The sequence below is a fragment of the Bartonella fuyuanensis genome (assembly GCF_014197255.1).
Taxonomy (GTDB): Bacteria; Pseudomonadota; Alphaproteobacteria; order Rhizobiales; family Rhizobiaceae; genus Bartonella; species Bartonella fuyuanensis.
In genome coordinates this window covers 81,178-106,539 of sequence record NZ_JACIFE010000002.1, presented here as the reverse complement: position 1 = coordinate 106,539, position 25,362 = coordinate 81,178, and the positions used below count along the sequence as shown (strand labels likewise).

Genomic DNA, 25,362 nt, shown 5'->3' with positions numbered 1-25,362 from the left:
TAAAATTACCGAAGAGTTAAAATGAGATGCTTTATTCATAAATATCTCTATCTCTGAATAATATCAAAATGAATTTAGTGTAAAACAAAAAGGCGAAATAATTTATGCTATTTTTAAAACTTTAAAGTATCTCCGCAATACCCTTAATAAAAGGTTGATAACGCACTTGAAAAAGTTTTAAACATTCAAATTGGCTACCATTTTTTGTATAGCACGTTACCGTTTGTACTCCTTCATCAGGTCCTATAGCCTGAATAAGAATTCCGTTTTCAGCTAAGAGTTCTAAAAAATCCTTGGGTTCATCAAAACGTGATGGCCAAATAAGAATTCGATCAAATGATCCCAAACCTATTACACTATGACTTCCATCAATCTGCCGTATAACAATATTTTCAATTCCCAAAGTTTGAAATCTTTGACGGGCTAAATCTACAAGTGTTTTATAACGGTCAATTGTCATCACCCGCTCACTTAGACACGCCATAAGAGCAGTACAAAAACCAGATCCTGTACCAATTTCTAAGACACGATGCTTCTTTTTCAACGATAATGCGGAAAGAATTAAGAGTTGTTCTTCCAAACGTTCCATATATTCACCACACTCAAGGGGAATAACTTTATTATCGTAAGCGCTGTTAAACCAAGGGGCAGAAACAAACTGTTGACGCGGAATTTTTTCTAATGCCGAAAAAAAGCACACGTCATCAATGCCTTTGCTACGTATTTTCAATACAAGAGCAGCCAACTCCTCACGAAATTGTAAAATACCCTTTTTCTCCATAATATCATTCAATCTTTAATGAAAGAGCTTTTCTCTCGCACCTAAAAACCATTTCTTTTATAATAGAAAAACCTTGCATTTGCATCTTATCACCTTTTAGCAAAAAATGCAGATTGTCCCCCTTTCGCAAAATTAAATCATAATACAACGCATGCCTCCCATATAGGATTGTAAAACATTTGGAACAATAATTGATCCATCAGCCTGTTGATAATTTTCAAGTACTGCAATAAGACAACGACCAACAGCTGTCCCAGAACCATTAAGGCTATGAGCAAAATGCAATTTTTTATCGCCTTTTTTACGATAGCGAGCATTCATACGGCGACCTTGAAAATCTCCACAAACCGAACAGCTCGAAACTTCACGATAACATTCTTGACCAGGAAGCCAAACCTCAATGTCATAGGTTTTACGCGCCGCAAACCCCATATCTCCCGTAGATAGAACCACTGTGCGAAAAGGCAAATCAAGTCGTTTTAATATATCTTCTGCACACTCTGTCATACGTTCCAATTCAATTAAAGACTGCTCTTCACTGGTGATCGAGACCATTTCTACCTTCCAAAATTGGTGCTGACGTAACATACCGCGTGTATCACGACCAGCTGCTCCCGCCTCTGAACGAAAACAGGGAGACAAAGAAGAAAATCGTAGTGGCAAATCTGATATTTCAAGAATTTCACCGTTAACTAAATTGGTTAATGGTACTTCTGCTGTAGAAATAAGCCATCGACCATCTGTTGTTTGAAAAAGATCTTCCGCAAACTTCGGCAATTGTGCTGTTCCATAAACAATCTCATCACGAACAAGAAAAGGCACAGAAACTTCTGTATAACCATGCTCATTCACATGCACATCAAGCATAAATTGTCCCAATGCTCGTTCCAACCGTGCTAACGCTCCTGAAAGCACTGTAAAACGTGTTCCAGATAAACGACTAGCTCGCTCAAAATTCATCTGCTTGAGATTTTGACCAAGTTCAAAATGCTCCTTTGGTATAAAATTAAATGTTGGAGGTGCACCAAAATGTCGAATGACGACATTATCACTTTCATCTTTACCTTCTGGAACATCATCCAATGGAATATTGGGAAGTGCTGAAAGAATTTTCTCAAGACTTTCCGTCAGCTCTTTTTCTTCAATTATTGCAGAAGAAAGAAATACTTTAATTTCTTCAACTTCAGCTCTAAGCTGCTCAACCATTTGATGATCAGACGCAGCTAAAGCTTGTCCTATTTCCTTTGAAACGGCATTGCGACGTTCCTGTGCCAATTGCACCTTAGCAACATGCGTTCGACGTGCAAGATCAAGTTGTATTAACCTTTCAGCTTGTGGCTCGAGACCTCTATTTACGAGTGCTTTATTTAATTTTTCAGGATTTTCACGAATCCACTTAATATCAAGCATCAAAATTCCTCATTTATATTGTTTTTATTCACTTCTTAACTCATTGCATAAAACTATACATTCTTCTTAAACAGATTTTCTTCTCTTTTTATACCATAAGCAATTAAAATTGAGATCTCATCAAGTGCTATCGTTGGTAACGCCACTGCAAACATTGTAAAAAAATCTAAAGGGATTACTATGATTGCCATAATGCTAAAGGACAGCAAGATAGCCTATTTCCGTTTAGACATCAAATCATGAAACGTTAAAAATCGAACTTTTGTTAAAAAACTGATGACAAAAAGTAAATGAAAAATCAAACAAAAAACTAGGATAAACGATATCATAACATTCAAATAATCGGAAATACGCACTATAAAATCTATTCTTAAAAGAACAACTGGAAGAAATTATTGAGAAAGGCTAACAACAATGCATAAACAAACATTCTCCCCATACAAAATGAAATAAGGATACCCATGAGAAATGGTAAAAAAGCCACACGCTCATTTTATAAGGACCTGGTGCGAGAAAACTATAAAACTGAAAAATCGTATAAGGAAAAGATAAAATAATCCTCCCAAAAGCAGCAAGTTTTATCTTTATTAAAAAAATTCCTATATTTGTGTTGATTTCATACGGATATTCTTAGGATTACTCCCTATATTTTACTGCCCCCTAATACGACCATAGTAAAAAAATTAAGATATAAGCTTAAATAACATAACGCATTGATTTATAAATATAAATTATCTTTACTGCCAAATACTGTCATCTTTTTCCTTCATATTCTTTCAGAAGGTTTATTTCGTTTAGCAACACCGCTTATTAATTCAGAATTTTTACCACACCCGAAAAGCACAAATATAATCAATAAAATTACAATTAAGTGCATTGGTAAAAAACTACTGCCGTATTTGTCTAATACTATATGCTTTTGAATTTGATTTCATTTATTCATGTTTACTCTAAAGAATATATCACAAATCATCCTATATCACTTATATATTTTTTCTCAACTTAAAAGCAATTGCATACTTTTGATTGCAAAAGAACTTTTTATCATCTCATCTCTTTAATAACACAATCCACTCAAAAATAATAAACTGCTTCATACAAAATTTAAAAGATTTAAAAGCTTTTCTAAAATAACTTCATCTAATCTCTTAAAACTAATCATTTTTCTGCAAATACTATACATATATTTATTCAGATTTTTTCCTTTTAAACAGTGTCACACATGTAATTTACAAAAATTTCTGCCCAATTACCATTAGCAATGAAAAATCTTACAAAAGACTTTCTTGCTACATTATTAACTTCCTCAAAAACTATTATCTTACGAATAACATTTATTCTTTGCGTTAGCAGGAATTTTTTCATCGTTTCACAAATAATATGAACCATCATCGCATTCGATTAAAAAGCTGATGAATGAATAAAACCTTTTAAAGGAAAGCATAAAATGTACTTTCTAAACTAATCATCCGGGCAGCTATCTGCCCTAGTTACAAGTCTCACAAGCCTAAGACCTACTTTCTCATAACATCCCGCGCTTAACCTATCTCAGTATTGAATACAGAACATCCATTAAGACTAAATTACATTTAATCAACAACACGTAATCGAAGTATAACCCATATAGAAAAAATCCCTTATCTTAGTCTTTTTAGAAAATTATCCCAACATTAAAATTGCTAGATAAAACAGTGTTAGAGACAGAGAGAACTGTTTATTTTAATTTTAAATTTCTCATTCCATAAGACAGCTTGCAAAGCATTATCAATTTTTAAAAGCCTTATTTTAGCATCAGATATCATCATCTAGCGTTTAGTAAATCTATAAAGTCAAAGCGTTCGTTCCAACTAATGAGATTCATTCACTTAAAATACTCTTTAAAAAAGCTATATATAACACAAAAACTTTATTGCTTTACCCATAATTTACGCTCACTTTTAAGAAAAAACTGATAAACGTAACAATACTTTGTTTTTATCGGGCATTTTAAATTCTTTAATTTTTAACACAATCTATTAATAAATTTGAAAACTAAGCTTAAAAATTTTAACAAATTTTACTTAGGATTCTCGTTAACTGACGCCTTTCATAGCCTTCTTGTGAGACGTAGCAATCATAAAATTTTCTTTATCATCTGACAAATACTCTATTAAAATGTTTGTTCCTGTCTGTTTTTCAGATCAAAAGATTTCCTATCTTAATAATTAATCTCATAAGATAAAAATAGCCCTGCAAATAAGTGCTCCCATGACATTAATATTTTTCTGTATGTGTATAATTTGTGGATGAGAGTATTATCTGATTTCTCCAAAAAAATTTTATGGATATCAATTCTATTCTTCTATGCTAATAATCTAGTACAGTTATATACATGCTAAAGTTTATTCCATGAATTATCGGCATATTTATCATGCAGGCAATTTTTCTGATGTTTTTAAACATATTATTGTTACCCGCATTGTAGAATATCTCAAACGCAAAGAAAAAGCTTTTCGCGTTATAGACACACATGCAGGAATCGGCATTTATAACCTCTCTTCCTTAGAATCCCGTAAAACAGGAGAGTGGCGTAAAGGTATCCAGCGATTCTTTTCAACTCCTATCCCAAAAGACTTAAGAAATCTTCTTTGTCCATGGTGTGATATCATTGATACTCTTAATAAAGGGAAAAAAGAAATTGTATTTTATCCTGGATCTCCTATTCTCATTCGCCAATTATTACGAAGACAAGATCGCCTCACTGCAATAGAATTGCACAATGAAGATTATCATATTTTAGCAAAAAACTTTACCGGCGATTATCAGACAAAAGTTCTGCATTTGGATGGTTGGCTTTCCTTAAATGCTCATTTACCACCAAAAGAAAAACGAGGATTTATCCTTGTTGACCCTCCTTTTGAAAAAACTGGAGAATTTTCTCGCCTTATTGAAGGCTTAATGAAAGCTTACCGCCGTTTTTCTGGAGGGATCTATGCTTTATGGTATCCTGTTAAATATGACAAAGAAATTGAAAGTTTTCTTCACGCGCTTTGTCAAACAGGCATTCCTAAGATTCTACAGCTTGAAATGCGCATCCGAAAAAGCTCAACTCCACCTACCATGAACGGATGTGGTATGATTATTATCAACCCTCCCTATCTTTTGGAAGAAGAAATAAAAAAACTCACCCCCCTTCTCATCAACCGTCTTGGAGAAGATGAAAATGCTCAAATAAAGCATAAGTGGCTTCAAAAAGAATATCTATTATACTAGATTTTTAGCTATATTTTTTAAATAAAATATCAGCCGTAGAATATAAAGGCATTAAATGATGAAATTTTTCGTTTTTTGGAGTAAAGTTAACATAACGATAAGCGTGAATTGTTTTTTCTCTTTTAGAAAATGTGGAATTTTATCATCATAGATTTTCTACTTCAATCGTTTTAATGAATAAATTAGGCAAATTGATAAAATTGTCTTAAATAAGAAATTTGATCTTTTTTATAAAAGATAAGTACTCTAAAATTACACTCTTATGCTATAAAATATCATTTGTAGAAAAAATATAAAGACATAAATAAGTTATTAATAGAAAAGAATATTTCATATATTAAAAAAAAATATATCCTTATAAACGGAATGATCCTGAAAAATAATACAAATTATCCACCGACTAACCGAGAAAATCTTTCTTTTTTCTCTGATATTACATGGAATAATGCCCCTCAAAACAATGAAAAAAATCAATGCCAAGGTATCAAATTCATACAAGATTTTGTTAGACATCTCCCCCATAAACCAGGGGTTTACCGAATGATAGGTGAAAATGGTAACATTCTCTATGTTGGCAAAGCACGTAATCTAAAAAAACGTGTTTCAAACTACACACGTGAACAAGGACATAATAACCGTATTACCCGCATGATTCGTGCAACCTATCATATGGAGTTTATCGTTACCCACACAGAAACAGAAGCACTTCTTTTAGAAGCCAATCTTATCAAAAAATTGCATCCGCAGTTTAATATATTACTACGTGATGATAAAAGCTTCCCTTATATTATGGTTACAGATGACCATCGAGCACCTGCACTTTATAAACATCGTGGTGCTCGAACACGAAAAGCTCAATATTTTGGTCCTTTCGCCTCTGCTGGCGCGATAGCACAAACAATTCATGTTTTACAACGCGCCTTTTTATTACGGACCTGTACTGACGCAGTTTTTGAAAACCGTACGCGCCCCTGTTTGCTTTATCAAATTAAGCGATGTTCTGCACCTTGTACACATGAAATTAGTGACAGTGATTATAAAAAACTAGTAAAAGGAGCAAAAGCATTCCTTTCGGGAAAAGATCAATCTGTTAAAAACGATATGGTTCAAGCTATGTATAAAGCCGCAGAAAATCTTGATTTTGAACAAGCAGCTTCCTATCGTGATCGCTTATCAGCCCTTTCTCACATACAAAGCCATCAAGGTATTAATCCTCAAACGATAAAAGAAGCAGATGTTTTTGCAATTGCACAAAAAGAAGGAATAACCTGTATTCAAGTATTCTTTTTTCGCATGGGGCAAAATTGGGGAAATCGCGCCTATTTTCCTAAAGCAGATCCCTCTTTTTCCCGCCCTGAAATTTTAGCAAGTTTTCTTGCCCAATTTTACGATGATAAACTACTTCCAAAAAGCATCCTTTTATCTGAAGAAATTGAAGAAAAAACACTTCTTACAGAAGCATTTAGTCTCAAAGCAAATCATAAAGTGTCTCTCTCCTTCCCCCAAAAAGGTGAACGGAAAACCCTTGTTAATCATGCCTATCTCAATGCTCATGAAGCACTTGAACATAAGCTTTCTGAAACAGCTACCCAGAGAAAATTGCTTCAAATTCTTGCTGAAACATTCCATCTGCCTTTTCCTCCACGCCGTATAGAAGTCTATGACAATTCTCATATTATGGGCACAAATGCTGTCGGAGCAATGATTGTTGCTGGTCAAATGGGCTTTATTAAAAATCAATATCGCAAATTCAACATTCGCTCAACAAATATTACACCTGGCGATGATTTTAGCATGATGAAAGAAGTGATTAAACGAAGATTTACACGTCTTATCAAAGAGCATGATCTACCAAATAAGAGGAATGATATAAAAGATAATGATTTTTTTCCCAACTGGCCCGACCTTATCTTAATCGATGGTGGTGAAGGACAAATCAACAGTGTGCATGCAACCCTTGCTGAATTACAATTAAAAGACCTCTTCACAGTTGTTGGAATCGCCAAAGGTACTGACCGTAACGCGGGACGCGAACGATTTTTTATAAAAGGTTTTGCCCCTTTTACACTTCCTCCCCGTGATCCTATCCTTTATTTTCTGCAACGTCTTCGCGATGAAGCACACCGTTTTGCAATTGGAACTCATAGAATAAAACGAAAAAAAGCAACATTCAAAAATCTACTTGATGAAATCGAAAATATTGGTCCAACAAGAAAACGTGCGTTGCTTCATCATTTTGGAAGTACCAAAGCTGTTGCTGATGCCTCACTTGAAGATTTGAAAAAAGTTACGGGTATTTCTATGTCAATTGCACAAAAAATTCATAATCATTTTCATGAAAAATAGTCTTGTTTCATAACCTTAGCCTTGTTACGTTTAGGCAATATATACTCTTTCACAAAAATTAAAAATGGCTCTATGCGAAATCATACTTTTTCTTTTCCAAATATTTTAACTTATGCACGAATTGTTGCCGTTCCAATGGTTGTTGCCTGCTTTTTTTTAGAAGGGCGACTACAATCGAGTGATATCGCGCGCTGGATTGCTGTTTCCATTTTTATCATTGCATCTATTACTGATTTTCTTGACGGTTACCTGGCTCGTATTTGGGAACAAACATCCAATATTGGTCGCATGTTAGACCCAATTGCTGATAAACTTCTTGTCTCTGCTTGTTTGCTCTTGCTTGCCGCAAACAGTACCATCGCTGGATGGACACTATGGGCAGCCATTATCATTCTTTGCCGAGAAATTCTTGTATCAGGATTACGTGAATATTTGGCAGAGCTAAAAGTTAGTGTTCCTGTCTCTCGTCTTGCAAAATGGAAAACTTTTGTACAGATGATCGCTCTTGTATTTCTTTTAGCAGGACCGGCCGGTAATAAAATCCTCCCTTATACGGTGGAATTTGGCATTACTATGCTGTGGATTGCTGCACTCCTTACATTATGGACAGGATGGGATTATTTTCGTGCAGGTTTAAAACACGTCATCTCATGAAATAGTCTATAAATTCATCTTTTTGCAATTTAAGTGAAAAAAGAGCTACCTTGAAACTTACTTATTTAAAATCTACTTAGCATGAAACGATCAAAACACTTCTTTTGCACATCACAAACGCAGCTAGTATATAAATAAAAAATCTTTGAGAAACGAATAAACATACTTTTTATATTTCCTTGCAAAAACAGTTGCAACATTAAAAACCGAAAAAGTTAAGAGCGCTTCATATCCTTCCCCCCAAAACTATAATTCTTGTAAGCAAAAACTCAAAACATAGTGTTTCAGGTTTTTGCTTCTTTATATTTTTATTAACCAACAATTTCTATCTCAGAAAACCAAAAAGCGATTTCTGTTTTTGCAGTTTCAATACTATCAGATCCATGGACAGAATTTTCGCCAATCGACAAAGCATAAACCTTACGAATTGTTCCTTCTTCTGCTTCACTAGGATTTGTAGCACCCATTATTTCACGGTTTTTAGCTACTGCATTTTTACCTTCTAAAACTTGTACAACTGTTGGGCCAGAAGACATAAATTCCACTAATTCGTTAAAAAAAGAGCGTTCTTTATGAACTGCATAAAAATTTTCAGCTTCACGCTTGCTCATCCACACACGTTTAGACGCAATAATACGCAGCCCTCTATCCTCAAGCATCTTTGTAATTGCACCAGTCAAATTGCGACGTGTTGCATCTGGTTTAATCATCGAAAAAGTACGCTCTAAATCCATTTTACCACCTTTATTTCATTTATAACATTTTCTGGCGATTTCTATAACGAGCCAGAAACCCTTTGCCAAGTGACTCTCTAAAAATCTACACAAATTCTCAAAACGTAGAATTAATTAGAAAACAACTTCAATAAAAATAGAAATACCTACAATTTCTCATCTCATCATAAAAATGCAACTGTCTATCTGAAAATGTCGGCTCTGCTTTTATACTCCCAAACATCTCTCATCAAATGACCACTTAAGCAATAAAAAATTAATAAGAAAAATCTAACACGCAAAATATATACCTTTTATGAAAACCTCCTTATTTAAGAAGACAATGCATTGATTTATAATGATAATTCACTGTTTTGTATGTTGAATGAGAGTCTCGAATATCGTAAGATTCTCTCATTTCAAACCTCTCTATGTTGAATCAATCAAAACCACTCCTTCGCACATCACAAGTAGGATGAGTGTGTGGATCAAATTTGTATAAGAAAGGAGTAAAAAATGTCTCTTATGAACCGTCTTAATGCAAGATCTGTCGCAACATTGGGGGCTGGCAAATATAATGATGGTGCCGGCTTGCTTCTTCATAAGCGTAAAGATGGAGGTGCTCAATGGATTTTACGGTATACCCTTCATGGGTGCCGTCGTGAAATGGGATTGGGTGCTTTAAGAGATGTTTCTTTAAAACAAGCCCGTGAATTGGCAACAGGATGGCGCTCTGTTCTACGTGAAGGGCGTGACCCTATTAAAGAACGTGAAAAACAAAAGCGTGAAGCAATAAGCAATCTCCATTATTTAAAAGATATTGCTTTAGAGGCTTTTGAAAGTCGTAAAGCTGAATTAAAAAATGATGGTAAGAATGGAAGTTGGTTTTTACCATTACGCCTTCATATTCTCCCTAAATTAGGTTGTCTGCCCGTTTCTGAGATTACACAAACAGAGATACGCAATACCCTTGCCCCTATTTGGCATACAAAAACTGGAGCTGCTCGGACAGCATTGATACGTCTCAATCTTTGTCTCAAACATGTTGAACATGACATGCAAGGAACTTATCACATTGTTTAAACGATACAATATAAAAAATCTCTTTATATGTTGCATTGTTTTCAGAAAAAATCGACCCGTGGCATTGCAACACCAAAACCAGACATTAATCTGATTAAAGAACGTCTCAAGTTAGCAAAACAATTAGAAAGAAATTAAAATGATCAATGTTTTTCACGGTAGTTCCAATGTTTATGCGGATCTTGGCTTTTCAGATTCCAGAGAGATGCTTATCAAAGCGCAACTTGCTCATAAGATTAGTCAAATTCTGAAAGAAAAGAACTTAACACAAAAACAGGCTAGTCAACTTTTGAAAATGACTCAACCAAAACTGTCTAAATTCTTAAATGGAGAATTTCGAGGAATTAGTGAAATGAAAATGCTTGAGTGTTTGGCAAAATTGGGAAACGATATAAAGATTATTGTTAATCCGAAAGAAGTTAAAACGCTTGAAGGACATTTTGAAGTTGTTTTTTCTTCTTAAACTTCTTTATGATTTGCTTTTTATGTTCTATTCATACATGGCAATCTTATATAAAAAAGGGTCAAATGAATCATGCATAAAAGGATGGATTCTTAAGTGAATTCTTATAAAATAATTGCACTCAACATTTTGACTTTATTTCTTTTTTTATATTATACATTATCATCAGAAGGAACCTAGACACTTCGTGTCTAGGTTTGAAAATCCCCTCAAATACTGAAATCAATTAAAGGATAATCATTTAGTTAGAAACTATAGCGTACACCTACAACACCCTGAAAGGACTGTTTTATTTTACGTCCTTTAACATAATGTGCTTCACCATAGAACTTTAACTTTTCACCCACCAAACTGCTCAAACCTACCCCTAATTTACCCGCATTACCTGATAAATCACTGGTAAATGAATGACGTCGATTAATTAACGCATGATTGTTATCTTTGTTCTCACGCAACCATGCTGCTGTAATATACGCAAATGATGAAGACGCCATACGAGAACCAAATTCATACCCTAAAGATAAACCAACCTCACTGCGTAACGAAGTGAAAGGACGCAGATCACCTGTCATTTCATTCGATAATTTGATTTCTTTACCCTCAACCTGCAACCAAGTAAATTGTCCATAAGGCTGTAGCCAACTACTCTTTGACATCTTAATACGATAACCAGCTTCAATAGAGGAACCTACTGCCCATTGCGTATAACTCCCTTCAATCCCTAAACCATTCGTTGAAACTGCTTTTAGAGTATTTTGATAATGATTGTATTTTAAAATACCATCTAAATACCAACCGCTATAATCTAAATAAGTTATATAAGCACCAATACCATATGTATTTATACCGCTAGTACCACCACGCGCATGCGCAATGCGAACTCGATCATAACTGCTAAATCCCCCTATATAAAACTCACCATTTGCCCATTCGCTTAATCCATTGATCCCTACAACTAAACCTGTCTGATCCAACTTAAAATCTATATGCTCTGTGGCAATACTCTCTTTAGACTTGATCGCATAAGTCCACAACGCTGCATTCTTTTTACTTTTAGCTAAAATGCCTCTTCCCATACGTGCAGTTTGTATTTCATTGTGAAACACCATCGCTGGAGCTACAGACAAAGACAATACCGCATCTGTAGAAGGTGTTGTTAAAAACTGCGAAACCGAAAGCGTATCGCTCAAACGTAGAGAACGTTGAGATTTATGAACAGGACGCAAAATCATCTGATCACTTGTCAATGAAACATCTGCTAAAAAAACTCCTTGCTGTTGTGCATCAGAAAAATGATGAAAATCTGATGAACCTGATACTTCAGCAACTCGATGCTCTTGAGAGGGAGATATTGAAACATTAGAGACATTTTGTGCTTTCCTTAAATGACGTGGGGGCCGTGGTTTAGCTGACTGTTTTGAAATTGATTTACGAGAACTGGTATTTTTTCTCCCAGAAGAAACACCCCGATCAGACTGCAAACCACTACCAGCAGATAATTCAAGAGGAACCTTCGTTTTTTTATTCATACACCGTACTTCAGTATTCGAACGTTCCATGTCTCTAGACACTCTTCCTAAATACCAAATTGCAGCATTACCACTAGAACCAGCACACCTTTCCCTCTTCCATAATCGATATTGGTAGGTTCCACCATCAACTGTTGTAATTTCTCTGCCAGAGCGATCTTCCAGAGTAAAATTGGCTCCTCCATCTTGGCTTTTATCAGTAACTAACGGAAACTCAGACACAAAACTATTTTTTTGTGAAAGAAGTCCTGTAATTTCAGCTCCAGAATCTGTAACACTTATTCTGTGATTACCTGTGCCATCGCCAATCGACAAGTAATCACTTGCAGCTCCCGTAGCACTAATATTGAATCGAAAATGCAAATTTCCTGAAAGTCTCTCAACATAAAGCGAAATATGACGCGGATCATAAAGAATAGAAGAAAAAATAACAGTCCCATCCTGCCCCCCTAAATCTTCAATTTTAATTTGAGGTTTATGGTTAATATCTCGTTTACCAACCTCAAATATTACCTCATCAGCCCTTCCTTCTAGAGAAATCTTTTTCTTAGTAGTATGGTTTGTCCTATCACCAGCAAATAAATAAAGTTCTCCGCCACCATTGACCCTGACTTCTCCAATAACATCTTGCATATCAACATGGAACCACGATTTAGCTGCACTGTTAACGGTCAGACTATCCACAAAACCATTAGGATATACAACTTGAGTTGCATTCCCACTCAAAATAGTACCATAAGATTCTCCTAACGCTAGAACATGCTGCCTACCATTCCCAGAGACCTCTGTTGCTATTGCTCTCCCACCCTCTTTTCTTTTTGCCGCATAAAGATTTTGTTCGCCACCATTCCCCACTTTCGTATACCAAGCCCACGCCCCATCATACACATTCTGCTGTCCTACTTCTACCTCATCACCAAAAACTGTACTATTAAAAGCACTGCTTTTTCTCTCCACGTCTGTAAGATCAAGACCTTCTTCTTCATGTACAAACTGCTTACCTCCACGAATTTTAGCCTCTATTGCATTTCCTCCACGCGTAACTATCTGAATCCCCCCTCTTTCAATAGTGGACCCTCTAGATGTTGCTCCATTTTCAACAATCTCAACACTGCCATCTCCAATCACAATATTGCTGCTAAAAGGAGAAAGAACCAATGCTAAACCTTTTTGTAACTTCTCTCCTTCTTGCACATGTTCTACTGTTGTTAATTCTCCGTTCCTGCTTTCAATTGCATTTGCACCCTGCACAAGGAAACTATTGATCATCAATGCTGAAAAACTTAACTTGTATTTATATCGCATTATCCACACTCCACTCTCAATTATTTAGAAAAATATCCCGCGGCTCCGTAGGTAACACGTCTTAGATTGTATCATAATGTGTTTTATTTATGTCTAATTACAATTTAATAGTGTTATTTTTATATATACAATTATAAGTTGTATATCTATAAACCACTAAAAAATTATAATTTAAAGCAAAAAAACTGAATAAAATTCAATTTGTTCATTTGAAATATTTTAAAATTATAAATGGAAAAAATGCTCGTGCTTTTAAAAGAGAGTGTGAACATATCTTACTGTTTCAACACTCTCGAGAAGATACAATCGGGCATTATCTGTTTAAAGTTGCAAAAACACATTTGTAAAGCTAATCAGCCATATACACAAATATTTAAAAACTATAGCGTAATCCTAAAACACCTTGAAGAGCATTCTTAATCTTATGTCCGCTTAGATAATGTGTTTCCGCGTAAAGTGTTAGTTTATCATTGACCGAACCGTTTAAACCAATTCCTAATTTACCCGCACTACCTGACAAATCTGTAATAAATTTATATTGGTTATTAATGGTCATATAATTATTATCTATATTTTCGCGCAACCAAGCAGCCATAATGTAAGCTGTTAATGAGGTTTCTGAATTCACAAAAAATTCATGTCCTGCCATCAAACCAACTTCACTGCGGAATGAATTCAATGGACTTAGATCACCTATCATTCCATTAGAAAGTCTTATTTTTTTACTTTCAACCTGCAAACCTGTTAACTTCATATAAGGCTGCATCCAAGTATTCTGTGCCGGTTCAAAATAACAACCAATCTCAAATGCCCCACCTATCCCCCACTGATTATAATGACTTTGAATAGCTAAGCCATTTGTTGAGATGGCTTTCAAATTATCTTGGTAATAATTATATTTCAAAACACCATCCATATACCATCCGCGATAATCAAAATAAGTTGCGTAAGTTCCAACACTATAAGAGCTCAGATCACTATCACCACCCCGGGCATGAGAAACACGTACTTGATCATAACTACCGAAACCACCAATATACAACTTTCCATGCATTAATTCACTCAACTGATCAGAACCAAAGACTAAACCTGTTTGTTCAAGTTTAAAATTTGTATGGCCTGTCGCGATGCGTTCTCTGCTCTTAATTGCATAAGTCCATAGTTCAGTATCTTTCCTATTTCTGTTCCAAATTTTTCGACCATTACGCACATTTTGCAACTCATTGTTAAAAATAAGTCCAGGAACTACGAACAACGTTAACACTGCATCTGTAGAGGGTGTCGTTAATGTTTTACCAGGAACAAAAGGATTTTCCGAATCTGGAAGAAAACTTTCTGATCCACCGAAGCTATCTGCAGATAAAAACCAAACTTTTCCAGTTTCATTTTCTCTTTCTTTCAAGCTATACATATAAGTTCCACCATCAATGGCATTAATTTTTTCACCCTTGAGATCTGTCAGCGTAAAATGCGCTCCACCACTTTGATCCGTAACTAAATCACGCTGTTTTGAAAACGGATCAATGATTTCAACTCCAGAATCAGCAACACTTATTGTATGATTCCCAGCGCCTTTCTCAACCAACAGATAGTCACCTCGGTTATGGGCAATCGTGGTATTGAATACAAAATGTAAGCTTCCTGAAAGATTATTTACATGAAGCTGAGAATAATATGGATCAGAACCAGTAAACGCAAAAATAACATCCCCGTCACCACTTAATTTTTGTATCAAAGAGCTTTTTCCATCAAACTCATCAGTAATAGAGTACAGTTTTGTATCTTTTCCATTTAAAATAATATCTTCTACTGACGTACGATGTTGATCATTACCTGCATAAAGATTAATTTGCCCAGAATGATTCACATATGTCTTACCTTCTAATCTAGCTCCAGCCTTCACCCATGATTTTGTTACATCATTCATTGTTAGATCTTTTACAGATCCATCAGTATATATTTCTTGAACAGCATTCTCATTTAAAGTCACGCCAATAGCCTGACCGCCTTTTAAGATACGTTGTTTACCACCACTAAAAACTTCTGTGTCAAATGCAAAAGCACCATTTGCACTTTGAGAGTTTTTTCCAACCTCTTGTATGCCCCCTCGCATCACTTTCGTATTCCAAACTTTCCCTCCATCATATATTTTTTGTTGGCCTAGTGTTTCATTTTGACCATAAATGACAATATGAGAAGCACTACTCCCTTTAACCTCTCCTCTAACATCTCCCTCGCCAAAAACAAGCTGCTCTCCACCATAAATTTTAGTCCCCTCTACTTTTCCTCCATTTCCAACACTTTGTTGTCCACCTTCTTTAACTACAGCATTTTTCGAAAAACCTTGTTTTCCATTTAAAGCCTGAACATTTTCAATTCCACCATATTCAATTTTACTATTCTCACTGAATCCCCCTGCATACACATAAAGCTCTGCACCATTCCTTATTGTGTTATTAATGGATTGCCCTGGATCATCAGTCTCACCATCATTTGAAACATATACTTTACTTTCATTATCAAGGATATAATTTTCTAGAAGCGCACCATCTTTAATAAAGATAATTTCAGATTTTTTAAAAAACGCAACATTTCGTCTTGATGCATTATATCCAACATTGTCACGACGACCAGCGTGCTTATCCATAGTAAAGTCGTTAGGCTTTTTTAAAAAGCCTAATTTATTGCGCATCCTTTCAATAACATCATTAGATACTCCAAGTATGCACCTTCCTGTTTTTATATCCTTATTGTATTGATCTTGGAATACTTTGTCACTTTCATAACTTGAAGATTGACAAAAAAGCGATGTGCTCCCCTCATTTGCAGCAGCAGTATGCACAAAACAGCTACTCAACATGAATAGCCAAAAATTTCGTTTCCATTTATATTGTATAGCCATATCCTCCCCCTTTACGTCCGCATAGCCACCAAACGTAATTAGCTCTACAAAATATATTTTCAACCTTGAATTGTAATAATTCTTCTTAAACGCATTTCTTATTTCGTAAAAACTGTTCTTTACGATCTTCCAGATGTTTTTTGATCAAGAACATAAACACATTTTTAGGACTTCTTTAGCATTTCTTCAAAATTTTCTTATCGAAGTAAAAAATATACAATAAAATGTATAAGAGTATAATTTGCCATAAAATAAATCTGCAAGCTTTAAAAAATTGTTTTCTGACGTTTCATTAAAGACTTTTTAAAACCATTCATACATTTAAAGATAACTAAAGGATAATCATTTAGTTAGAAACTATAGCGTACACCTACAACACCCTGAAAGGACTGTTTTATTTTACGTCCTTTAACATAATGTGCTTCACCATAGAACTTTAACTTTTCACCCACCAAACTGCTCAAACCTACCCCTAATTTACCCGCATTACCTGATAAATCACTGGTAAATGAATGACGTCGATTAATTAACGCATGATTGTTATCTTTGTTCTCACGCAACCATGCTGCTGTAATATACGCAAATGATGAAGACGCCATACGAGAACCAAATTCATACCCTAAAGATAAACCAACCTCACTGCGTAACGAAGTGAAAGGACGCAGATCACCTGTCATTTCATTCGATAATTTGATTTCTTTACCCTCAACCTGCAACCAAGTAAATTGTCCATAAGGCTGTAGCCAACTACTCTTTGACATCTTAATACGATAACCAGCTTCAATAGAGGAACCTACTGCCCATTGCGTATAACTCCCTTCAATCCCTAAACCATTCGTTGAAACTGCTTTTAGAGTATTTTGATAATGATTGTATTTTAAAATACCATCTAAATACCAACCGCTATAATCTAAATAAGTTATATAAGCACCAATACCATATGTATTTATACCGCTAGTACCACCACGCGCATGCGCAATGCGAACTCGATCATAACTGCTAAATCCCCCTATATAAAACTCACCATTTGCCCATTCGCTTAATCCATTGATCCCTACAACTAAACCTGTCTGATCCAACTTAAAATCTATATGCTCTGTGGCAATACTCTCTTTAGACTTGATCGCATAAGTCCACAACGCTGCATTCTTTTTACTTTTAGCTAAAATGCCTCTTCCCATACGTGCAGTTTGTATTTCATTGTGAAACACCATCGCTGGAGCTACAGACAAAGACAATACCGCATCTGTAGAAGGTGTTGTTAAAAACTGCGAAACCGAAAGCGTATCGCTCAAACGTAGAGAACGTTGAGATTTATGAACAGGACGCAAAATCATCTGATCACTTGTCAATGAAACATCTGCTAAAAAAACTCCTTGCTGTTGTGCATCAGAAAAATGATGAAAATCTGATGAACCTGATACTTCAGCAACTCGATGCTCTTGAGTTGAAAGAGTTGAAGAAACAAAAGCTGGAGATTTTTGCCGCAGGCTTCGGTGATTTTCCCTTTGACGTAGCGACTTAATAGCATGCTTTTCTGTAGCTGTAAGAGTTAAAGGAGAAGAAACCGGTTGTTTTTGACTTAAATGTCGCGTAAATCTGCTCCTACCCTCCGGAAAGCTGTTAAGAAATGAAAATTTATCAATAAATACTGCAGATAAATACCAAACTTTTTCACCCCCATCCTCACTAATTCTCTGTTTTAAACCATAAATATAGGTTCCACCATCAATAGCTTTAACATTTGCACCAGAAAAGCTTCTTAGCGTAAAATGTGCTCCCCCACTTTGATCAACAATTAAATCAAGTTCTGTTAACGAAGGATCAACAATTTCAATACCAGAATCTATAATATTGACTGTATGAGAATCACGACCATTCTTGATAAAAAGATAATCACCCTCTCCTTCTGCAAGGCTAACATTAAAATCGAAGTGTAAACTGCCCGAAAGATCATCAACATAAAGCTGAGAATAATGTAAATCAGACTCTGTAGAAGTAAAAATAATATTTCCTACCCCACTTAATTCCTTAATATAAATTTCTGTATTTCCATATCCACTAGAAATAGAGTACAATTTAGCATTTTCCCCCTCTAAATTGATACCATCTACTGTAGTCGGATGATTTTGATATTCAGTATAAGAACTATCATTTCCAGCATAAAGATGAAGTTGTCCCAAATCATGAACCGTTATTTTCCCTTCTAATATTGCCCCAGCAAAGGCCCATGAATTGGCTCCCTCTTCAATTATTAGATTTCTTACAGTGCTACCAGCATGAACTTCTTGAGCAGCGTGGCGGTGTAAAATCACAGTATCCGCCATTCCTCCTGTTAATATCCTTTGTACACCGCCCGCGAAAACCTCAGTATTCACAGCTAAACCACCACTCTTTTGTAGAAAATCGTCATCATCTACAAACCATTTAGCAAGAGTCTGTATTCCCCCCTTCATAATTTTCGTTCCCACAACCATTCCATCATCATATACATTCTGCAATCCTGGTATTTCAGCTTGTCCATAAATTGTAGTGTTATAAGCGCTGCTCCCCACCACCCCCCCATTGTCATAACCATCTCCAAAAACAAGCTGCTCCCCACCATAAATTTCAGTTTTCAAAGCAGATCCTCCTCCCTCTACTCTTTGTTTTCCACCCTCGTAAATAATTGTAAATTCTGAGATTCCCTGTTCTCCTATAATCTCTGAACCACCATTTTCAATTGTCGTATTCTTACTGAAACCACCAGCCTCAACATAGAGTGCTGCTGTTTCTTGAATCGTATTATTAATGGATAATTTCAAATTATCCGTTTCTCCATCACCAGAAATGTAAACTATGCTATTGTCGCTGAGTATGGAGCTTCGCAAAATTTCGTCACCTGTACCTATATTGAAATCCTCTGCATAAAAACTGAAATCGCCTGTATAAGAACTGACTATGGAATCTTCTGAAAAGGAAACCGTCTTTTCTCGCTCGAAAAATTTAGCTATAGGTAACCTCATATGAAATGAAGGGACTAAAGGAGAAGGTTTTTTTTCTGGTGTAGATAAAGACCAAATTTTTCCACCGTTATGATCTTTCTTCCTTAGAGCGTACATGTAGACTCCACTATCAAAAGTAGAAATTTCTTCACCAGAAAAATCTATCAGAGTAAAATGCGCATTTCCACTTTGATCATGAATTAAATCGAGATCGAAAATTAAATTCTGATTTAGGAGAGGAGAGTTGACAATTTCAACACCAGAATCGATCACACTTATTTTGTGATGACCTGCTCCTTTTTTTATAAGAAGATAATCACCGCGCTGCTCTGCAAAATTAATATTAAACCTAAAATGTAAATTCCCTGAAAGCTCATTAACTTCAAGTTTAGAGTAATGTGGATTAAATACGGTAGAAGTAAAAATAACTCGACCATTACCACTTAAATTTTCAATCAAAGTGCCTTCTCCATCAGTATTAGAAGCAATAGAGTACAATTTGGCATCTTTTCCATTTAGAACAATCTTTTCTACTTCAGTACGAGACAGACCAGCACCAGCATAAAGATAAATTTGCCCAGAATCATTAATCTTTGTGCTTCCCTCTAATGTCGCACCATGATGTAACCATGATTGTGCTTGATCCTTAATTATTAAATCTTTTACATAGCCTCCTAACTCTATTGCCTGGAAAGCAGTCCCTTGTAAAAGCACTCCAATAGCGATTCCACCAGCCAAAACGTGTTGCTCTCCACCAGAAAAAACCTTCGTGTCAAATGCAAAACTGCTATAATTATCTAAATTTTCTTCCACATAAAGATTTTGTATTCCCCCTTCCATGATCTTTGTACTAAAAACCTCTCCATCATCGTACACATTTTGATATCCTAATACTCCATTTTCACCAGAAACTACCGTATCATAGGCTCTGCTCCTCACCATCTCACCTTTGACATCAGACTTTCCTGAAACAAACTGTTCACCACCGTAAATTCTAACCCCTTCAGCATTTCCTCCACTTTCAATCCTTTGTCGCCCACCTTTATAAACAATAGTATCCTGCGAAAGGCCCTGTGTTTTAACAAACTCAGTACCACCATTTTCAATTCTAGTATACAAATTGAAACCACCGTTATAAACATAGATTCTCCCACCACCACGAACCGTATTACTAATTGAAGTTTCTCCATTGCTATCAACCTTCTTATCACTCGTGTCAAAGCTAAGATCCGCAATAGAAACACTTATTCCTTGATCAATTGTGAGTTCTGTGAGTAAACCACTTGATGAGCCAATATATGATTTCAACCCAAAATCTGAAACTTGAGAAATTTCCTCATCAATGGTATGATTTGCATCTAAATACCAGATTTTACCGATACCCTTATTGCTTCTGTGTTTCAATCTATACCTATAGGTTCCAGCATCAATAGTTCCAATTTTCTCACCAAAAGTGTTTTTTAGAGTAAAATGCGCATTTCCACTACGATCAACAATTAATTTAAGCTTTTTGTGAGAAGAATTTGTAATTTCACGCCCCAAATCAGTCACACTTATTGTGTGATTCCCTGAAGCACTTTTTTTAATAAGAAGGGTATCACCAACCTGCTTGGAAAAATCAACATTGAAATCAAAATGTAAAGAACCTGAAAGATAATCAATATTAAGTTCAGAGTAACCCTTATCAGTCTCAGAAGATGTAAAAATAACTCTACCGCTTCCTTTTAAACTCCTAATGTTGACCTGTTTTTTTTCACCGTTATTGTCAAGAGCAATAGAATATAGCTTGGCATTTTCTCCATTTAAAATAAGATTTTCTACTTCCGTAACAACTTCACCGGTACCAGCATAAAGATAAAGACTACCAAAATCATTAACATTTGTATTTTCACCTAATATCGCACCAGCAGATAACCATGATTTTGCTTGATGATTAATTGTTAAATTATCCGCGTACCCAGAATCATAAATCTTCTGAGTAGAATTATCATATAAATTAACCTCCCTCGCATTCCCTCCTGCAAAGATATATTGTGCACCATTTTTAAAAAGTTCGGTACCAAGTGCAAAAGCCCCCTCATTTATTATGAAATCTTCATCTTCTGTATCCGCATCTTCTGAGAATGCGTTATTAAAATTCTCTTTACCATCAAGCTTCTGGATACCTCCTTTCATAACCTTTGTGTCAACAGCCATCCCCCCACTATAGACACTTTGTAGTCCTAACATTCCATCTTCAGCATAAATTTCAGTATTATAAGCACTACTTGCTTTATCTTCAGGCAACCAACTAGATCGAAGGCTACCTTTACCAAAAATAATCTGCTCTCCACCATAAATTTTAGCCCCTTCTGCATTTGCACCACTCTCAACAATTTGTTTACCACCTTTTCCAACAATTGCATATTCTGAACTGCTCAAGTTTTGGACAAACTCAATCCCACCATGCTTAATTTCCGTATCCCTACTAACACTTGCTGCATTAATGTAAAGTTTTCCATCCTCTTGAACTGTATTATTGATGGAATATCCCGCATCTTCATAGTTAAAGCTATTTATTTCAGAATCATCGGAATAACGGTTAGCAATATAGATAGAAGCACCATCGCTTATTATTGAATTTGTGAGAACTTCAAAAAACAGATTTTCTAATCCCTTCCTTCCCTTTTCTGAAGATTTACTTCCTTCTACTGTTTTTTTATGCACTATCCTTTTTGATTCCTCTTTTTTTTCTTTTAATCCCCTCACTTCTGATAAAAGCCTTCTTGTCTCTTCTAAATATTTACTGATCCCTACTGGTGTTAATAGCTTTTCTTTTAGTGTGACTACTTCATCTGCGCTCGCAATCTTGATAAAAAAACTACTGGTCATTAACGCATAAAAACTTAATTTTAATTTGCATTGCATTATTCACACTCCATAATTTCAAATTTAAACCTCCCCATTTAGAAAAAAGTACATAGACCAAAATGACACAATGCAATTGCTTAACCCCGTATCTTTTAAAGACAATAAAGCCTTCTATGGATTAAACTATGAAAGATAAAATATACATCATGTATTTTAAAACGCCTACACAACTAAAAAACTATTTTATTTTTTCATACACTTAAAAAGTGTTATAATTACATCTATGAAAAATTTTTTAATATTTTTGAGACACTAAATACTGATCTACACATAAGATTGATCCCCCAATAGATAAAAGTACATTAAACTAAAGTGCACTAAACTTTTGAAAAAACAGCAATATGAACGAGAGCAGCGTTTCTGGCTACCTATTTCCATCTTCTATAGCATTAAAATAGCGTTTTTATTCTATTCAATTTGGATAATCTATAGAACACTTAATTCATGTGCATCAGTCCATAATCATTATTCTAGTATAATTGACTCGACACTGATTTAAAATTTTTATAATTACATTCAGTTGATTCAACATTTGATTTTCCATATACTGAAAGGGACATTTTATTCATGTCTACAAACTTAGCAATGCAAGGTACAAGCAACAGAAATTCCTCTCGTCGTATTTTGTTTGCAAGCCTTATTGGCCCAACAATTGAATTCTTTGATTTCTACGTCTTTGGCACTGCTGCGGCTCTCGTATTTCCTTATATATTTTTCCCAACACAAAATGATCAGATTGCCATTTTACAATCTTTTCTGATCTTTGGAGTAGCCTTTTTTGCTCGCCCCTTTGGATCAATTGTTTTTGGACATTTTGGAGATAAAATTGGCAGGAAAGCAACACTTATCGCTTCCCTTCTCACAATGGGTCTTTCAACAGTTATTATTGGTTTTCTTCCCACGTATGAAACAGCTGGATGGTTTGCCCCTTTCCTCTTAGCCTTGTGCCGTATTGGACAAGGAATGGGATTAGGAGGAGAATGGGGGGGAGCTGTTTTGCTTGCAACAGAAAATGCTCCTCCAGAAAAGCGCGGCTGGTATGCGATGTTCCCTCAATTGGGTGTTCCAATCGGTTTGTTTTTATCTATTGCTGTTTATCTAGGTCTGTTGCATTTCCTTGATCGTAGTGCACTTTTAGCTTGGGGTTGGCGCATTCCTTTTCTTGCTTCGGTTGTTTTTATGATTATAGGACTATGGGTCCGCCTTTCAATCAATGAAACTGTTCAATTCCAAAAAACTCTTGAAAGTAAAGAACATGTCAAAGTTCCTATCATCGATGTTTTTTTAAAATGTCCAAGAATCCTATTTCTTGGGATATTTTCTGGTATGGCAACTTTTGTTCTGTTTTACTTGGTCACTACATATTTGTTAAGCTATTCAACAAACCATTTGCAATTGCCATTTCATAAAGCTCTTCAAATTGAAATTATCGGTGCTGTTTTCTGTGGTTTTTTTACTGTCATTACTGGAAGACTTGCTGATCATATTAAACGTAGAACTTTGATGATTTGGATTACTATCATCATCGGTATCTATTCTTTTGCAATTCCTTATTTCTTGAATTCTGGAGTTATAGGAGTCCTTGCAATGTCTGTCATTGGTTTATCTATCATGGGAATGATATACAGTCCTCTTGGTGCTGTTTTGGCTTCTCCATACCCAGTAGAAATTCGATATACTGGTTCTTCTATTACTTTCAACTTATCTGCTATCGTAGGGGCATCTCTCGCGCCTTATATTGCAGAATATTTGGTGCAGCATTTCGATACGTCTTATATCGGCTATTACTTGCTTTTTGCTTCTTTTATTTCATTAATTTGCTTCATCAAATTTACAGACGATGAAATATCCAACTAAAATATAATAAAGAAGAATGAAATAAGGACTGGCAGCAAAAATGCTGCCAGTTTCATTTTTAAAGGCATAGGATGAGGTATTTTCCACCATAATATTCCTGCAAACAATACACTCAAAAAGAAAAATAAAAAATCTACAACATCGCTCATATAAGCAATAGAAAATACCCGCGATAAGATATGCGTTGTCCCCAACCACGAAACACACAAAAAAGCCAACATCACAGCCCATAAAACAAGCAAAATCCGATCAATCATCATCGTGCTGTTTCATTTTTTTATTATAGAGTATATTTTTAGCATGCCTAAAAGAAAAATCACAATAAAAATCCACCGCCCTCGCCCTAATCTTTTCGCAATAAAAAGTGCTGGATTTACTATTCCTATCAATCCTATAAAAATCAGAAAAGCAGATATGAGACACATTAAACCTGTTTTTCCCAATAACGATCTTCAGTTTGCTGCCAATATGTTAAATTACGATTTTCCATTTTATATTTTTTCCACTGTGCACGAACGAGCTTCAACTGCTCATCACTTTTCCCATCAAATATCACAACAAGCCGTTGATAAGCATCAATATCCAAACAAACAGCCCCTTCTATGAGAAAACGAATCTTTGAATCATTCGGATTTTCTTGTCCTGTAGTAAGAAATACAGGCTGAAAATTTGAATATTGATCACACTCAGTTCCATGTCCAATAAATGATTCATCAGCATAAACCCATAAATGTATATCCATAGAATCGCGTTGTTCTTCACTCACACACTGTATTGTTACTTTCCCAAAACGAACCAACGCACGTTCTACAAGCGTCGGCAAAACATCTTTCAGCGTTGACTGTGTCAAATGATAGAATAAAATATCCAAACTCTTAAATCCTCATTACTCTTTGAAAAAAGCTAACATCTTTTTAGAAAAACTTCTATATTCTTAACACAAAAGCAACAGCTCAAGACATAAACCTCTTCCTGATTAAAATGCATTATATTTTTGCATGTTTTATTTAAAAGACAAAAAACAGTTGTTCACATATTCATAAAGATTTTAAGTTATTTTCTAGATTCTTTATAGACTATAGTTAAAAATAAAATATAATATTCTAGAAAAGAGAAAACTTCATGGTAGTTTAATGTTATCTGGTAAAAATGTGTAATCCATAAGAAAGCTAT

Annotated in this window: 16 protein-coding genes and 1 pseudogene; 7 read left to right on the top strand and 10 right to left on the bottom strand. The window is 35.2% G+C overall.

The features are described from left to right. Window positions 1–121: 121 nt before the first annotated feature. From GGR08_RS01870 to GGR08_RS08630, 4 genes are all read right to left on the bottom strand, one after another. Entirely contained in the window at window positions 122–781 is a 660-nt protein-coding gene (locus tag GGR08_RS01870; RefSeq protein WP_183193720.1) for a protein-L-isoaspartate(D-aspartate) O-methyltransferase, read from the bottom strand. Between the two features lie 132 nt (window positions 782–913). Further along, entirely contained in the window at window positions 914–2,191 is a 1,278-nt protein-coding gene (gene serS, locus GGR08_RS01865; RefSeq protein ID WP_183193719.1) for a serine--tRNA ligase, read from the bottom strand. Between the two features lie 215 nt (window positions 2,192–2,406). Further along, a complete protein-coding gene (locus tag GGR08_RS08635; RefSeq protein WP_425485746.1) occupies window positions 2,407–2,520 on the bottom strand; it encodes a hypothetical protein in 114 nt (37 codons plus the stop codon). 76 nt (window positions 2,521–2,596) lie between these two features. Continuing rightward, window positions 2,597–2,746: a hypothetical protein gene (locus tag GGR08_RS08630; RefSeq protein ID WP_425485745.1), complete on the bottom strand. Its 150-nt coding sequence runs from the start codon at window positions 2,744–2,746 to the stop codon at window positions 2,597–2,599. Window positions 2,747–4,579: 1,833 nt separating this feature from the next. On the opposite strand from GGR08_RS08630, the gene GGR08_RS01855 reads away from it, so the two are divergent. The 3 genes from GGR08_RS01855 (at window position 4,580) to pgsA (ending at window position 8,443) form a co-directional block, all read left to right on the top strand. Beyond that, window positions 4,580–5,443: a 23S rRNA (adenine(2030)-N(6))-methyltransferase RlmJ gene (locus GGR08_RS01855; protein ID WP_183193718.1), complete on the top strand. Its 864-nt coding sequence runs from the start codon at window positions 4,580–4,582 to the stop codon at window positions 5,441–5,443. Window positions 5,444–5,809: 366 nt separating this feature from the next. After that, the gene (gene uvrC / locus GGR08_RS01850) at window positions 5,810–7,789 is read left to right on the top strand and encodes an excinuclease ABC subunit UvrC (RefSeq protein ID WP_183193717.1); all 1,980 of its coding nucleotides are present in this window, start codon (window positions 5,810–5,812) and stop codon (window positions 7,787–7,789) included. 72 nt (window positions 7,790–7,861) lie between these two features. After that, window positions 7,862–8,443, top strand: a complete 582-nt coding sequence (pgsA, locus tag GGR08_RS01845; protein WP_183193716.1) for a CDP-diacylglycerol--glycerol-3-phosphate 3-phosphatidyltransferase — start codon at window positions 7,862–7,864, stop codon at window positions 8,441–8,443. Window positions 8,444–8,754: 311 nt separating this feature from the next. On the opposite strand, the gene ndk is transcribed toward pgsA, so the two are convergent. Then, a complete protein-coding gene (gene ndk, locus GGR08_RS01840; RefSeq protein ID WP_183193715.1) occupies window positions 8,755–9,177 on the bottom strand; it encodes a nucleoside-diphosphate kinase in 423 nt (140 codons plus the stop codon). A 495-nt stretch (window positions 9,178–9,672) separates the two neighbouring features. Between ndk and GGR08_RS01835 the strand changes: the two are divergent. The 3 genes and pseudogenes from GGR08_RS01835 to GGR08_RS01830 all read left to right on the top strand — a co-directional run. After that, window positions 9,673–10,224, top strand: a pseudogene (locus GGR08_RS01835) (integrase arm-type DNA-binding domain-containing protein); the annotation flags it as partial. A gap of 18 nt (window positions 10,225–10,242) precedes the next feature. Next, window positions 10,243–10,377, top strand: a complete 135-nt coding sequence (locus GGR08_RS08115) for a type II toxin-antitoxin system RelE/ParE family toxin (RefSeq protein ID WP_343050707.1) — start codon at window positions 10,243–10,245, stop codon at window positions 10,375–10,377. 1 nt (window position 10,378) lies between these two features. Next, entirely contained in the window at window positions 10,379–10,702 is a 324-nt protein-coding gene (locus GGR08_RS01830; RefSeq protein WP_183193714.1) for a helix-turn-helix domain-containing protein, read from the top strand. A 245-nt stretch (window positions 10,703–10,947) separates the two neighbouring features. On the opposite strand, the gene bafA (GGR08_RS01825) is transcribed toward GGR08_RS01830, so the two are convergent. The 3 genes from bafA (GGR08_RS01825) to bafA (GGR08_RS01815) form a co-directional block, all read right to left on the bottom strand. Then, window positions 10,948–13,536, bottom strand: a complete 2,589-nt coding sequence (gene bafA / locus GGR08_RS01825; RefSeq protein ID WP_183193713.1) for a BafA family autotransporter — start codon at window positions 13,534–13,536, stop codon at window positions 10,948–10,950. A gap of 373 nt (window positions 13,537–13,909) precedes the next feature. Further along, window positions 13,910–16,438: a BafA family autotransporter gene (gene bafA, locus GGR08_RS01820; protein ID WP_183193712.1), complete on the bottom strand. Its 2,529-nt coding sequence runs from the start codon at window positions 16,436–16,438 to the stop codon at window positions 13,910–13,912. 350 nt (window positions 16,439–16,788) lie between these two features. Beyond that, a complete protein-coding gene (gene bafA / locus GGR08_RS01815) occupies window positions 16,789–22,329 on the bottom strand; it encodes a BafA family autotransporter (protein ID WP_183193711.1) in 5,541 nt (1,846 codons plus the stop codon). Between the two features lie 570 nt (window positions 22,330–22,899). Here bafA (GGR08_RS01815) and GGR08_RS01810 point away from each other — a divergent pair. Further along, on the top strand, window positions 22,900–24,189 hold the full coding sequence (locus tag GGR08_RS01810; protein WP_183193710.1) for an MFS transporter: 1,290 nt from the start codon (window positions 22,900–22,902) through the stop codon (window positions 24,187–24,189). Here GGR08_RS01810 and GGR08_RS01805 read toward each other — a convergent pair. Then, on the bottom strand, window positions 24,186–24,449 hold the full coding sequence (locus GGR08_RS01805; protein WP_183193709.1) for a hypothetical protein: 264 nt from the start codon (window positions 24,447–24,449) through the stop codon (window positions 24,186–24,188). The two genes, GGR08_RS01810 and GGR08_RS01805, sit on opposite strands and share 4 nt — an antisense overlap. 164 nt (window positions 24,450–24,613) lie before the next feature. Next, complete coding sequence (locus tag GGR08_RS01800) at window positions 24,614–25,060, bottom strand: DNA polymerase III subunit chi (protein WP_183193708.1); 447 nt, start codon at window positions 25,058–25,060, stop codon at window positions 24,614–24,616. Window positions 25,061–25,362: the final 302 nt, after the last annotated feature.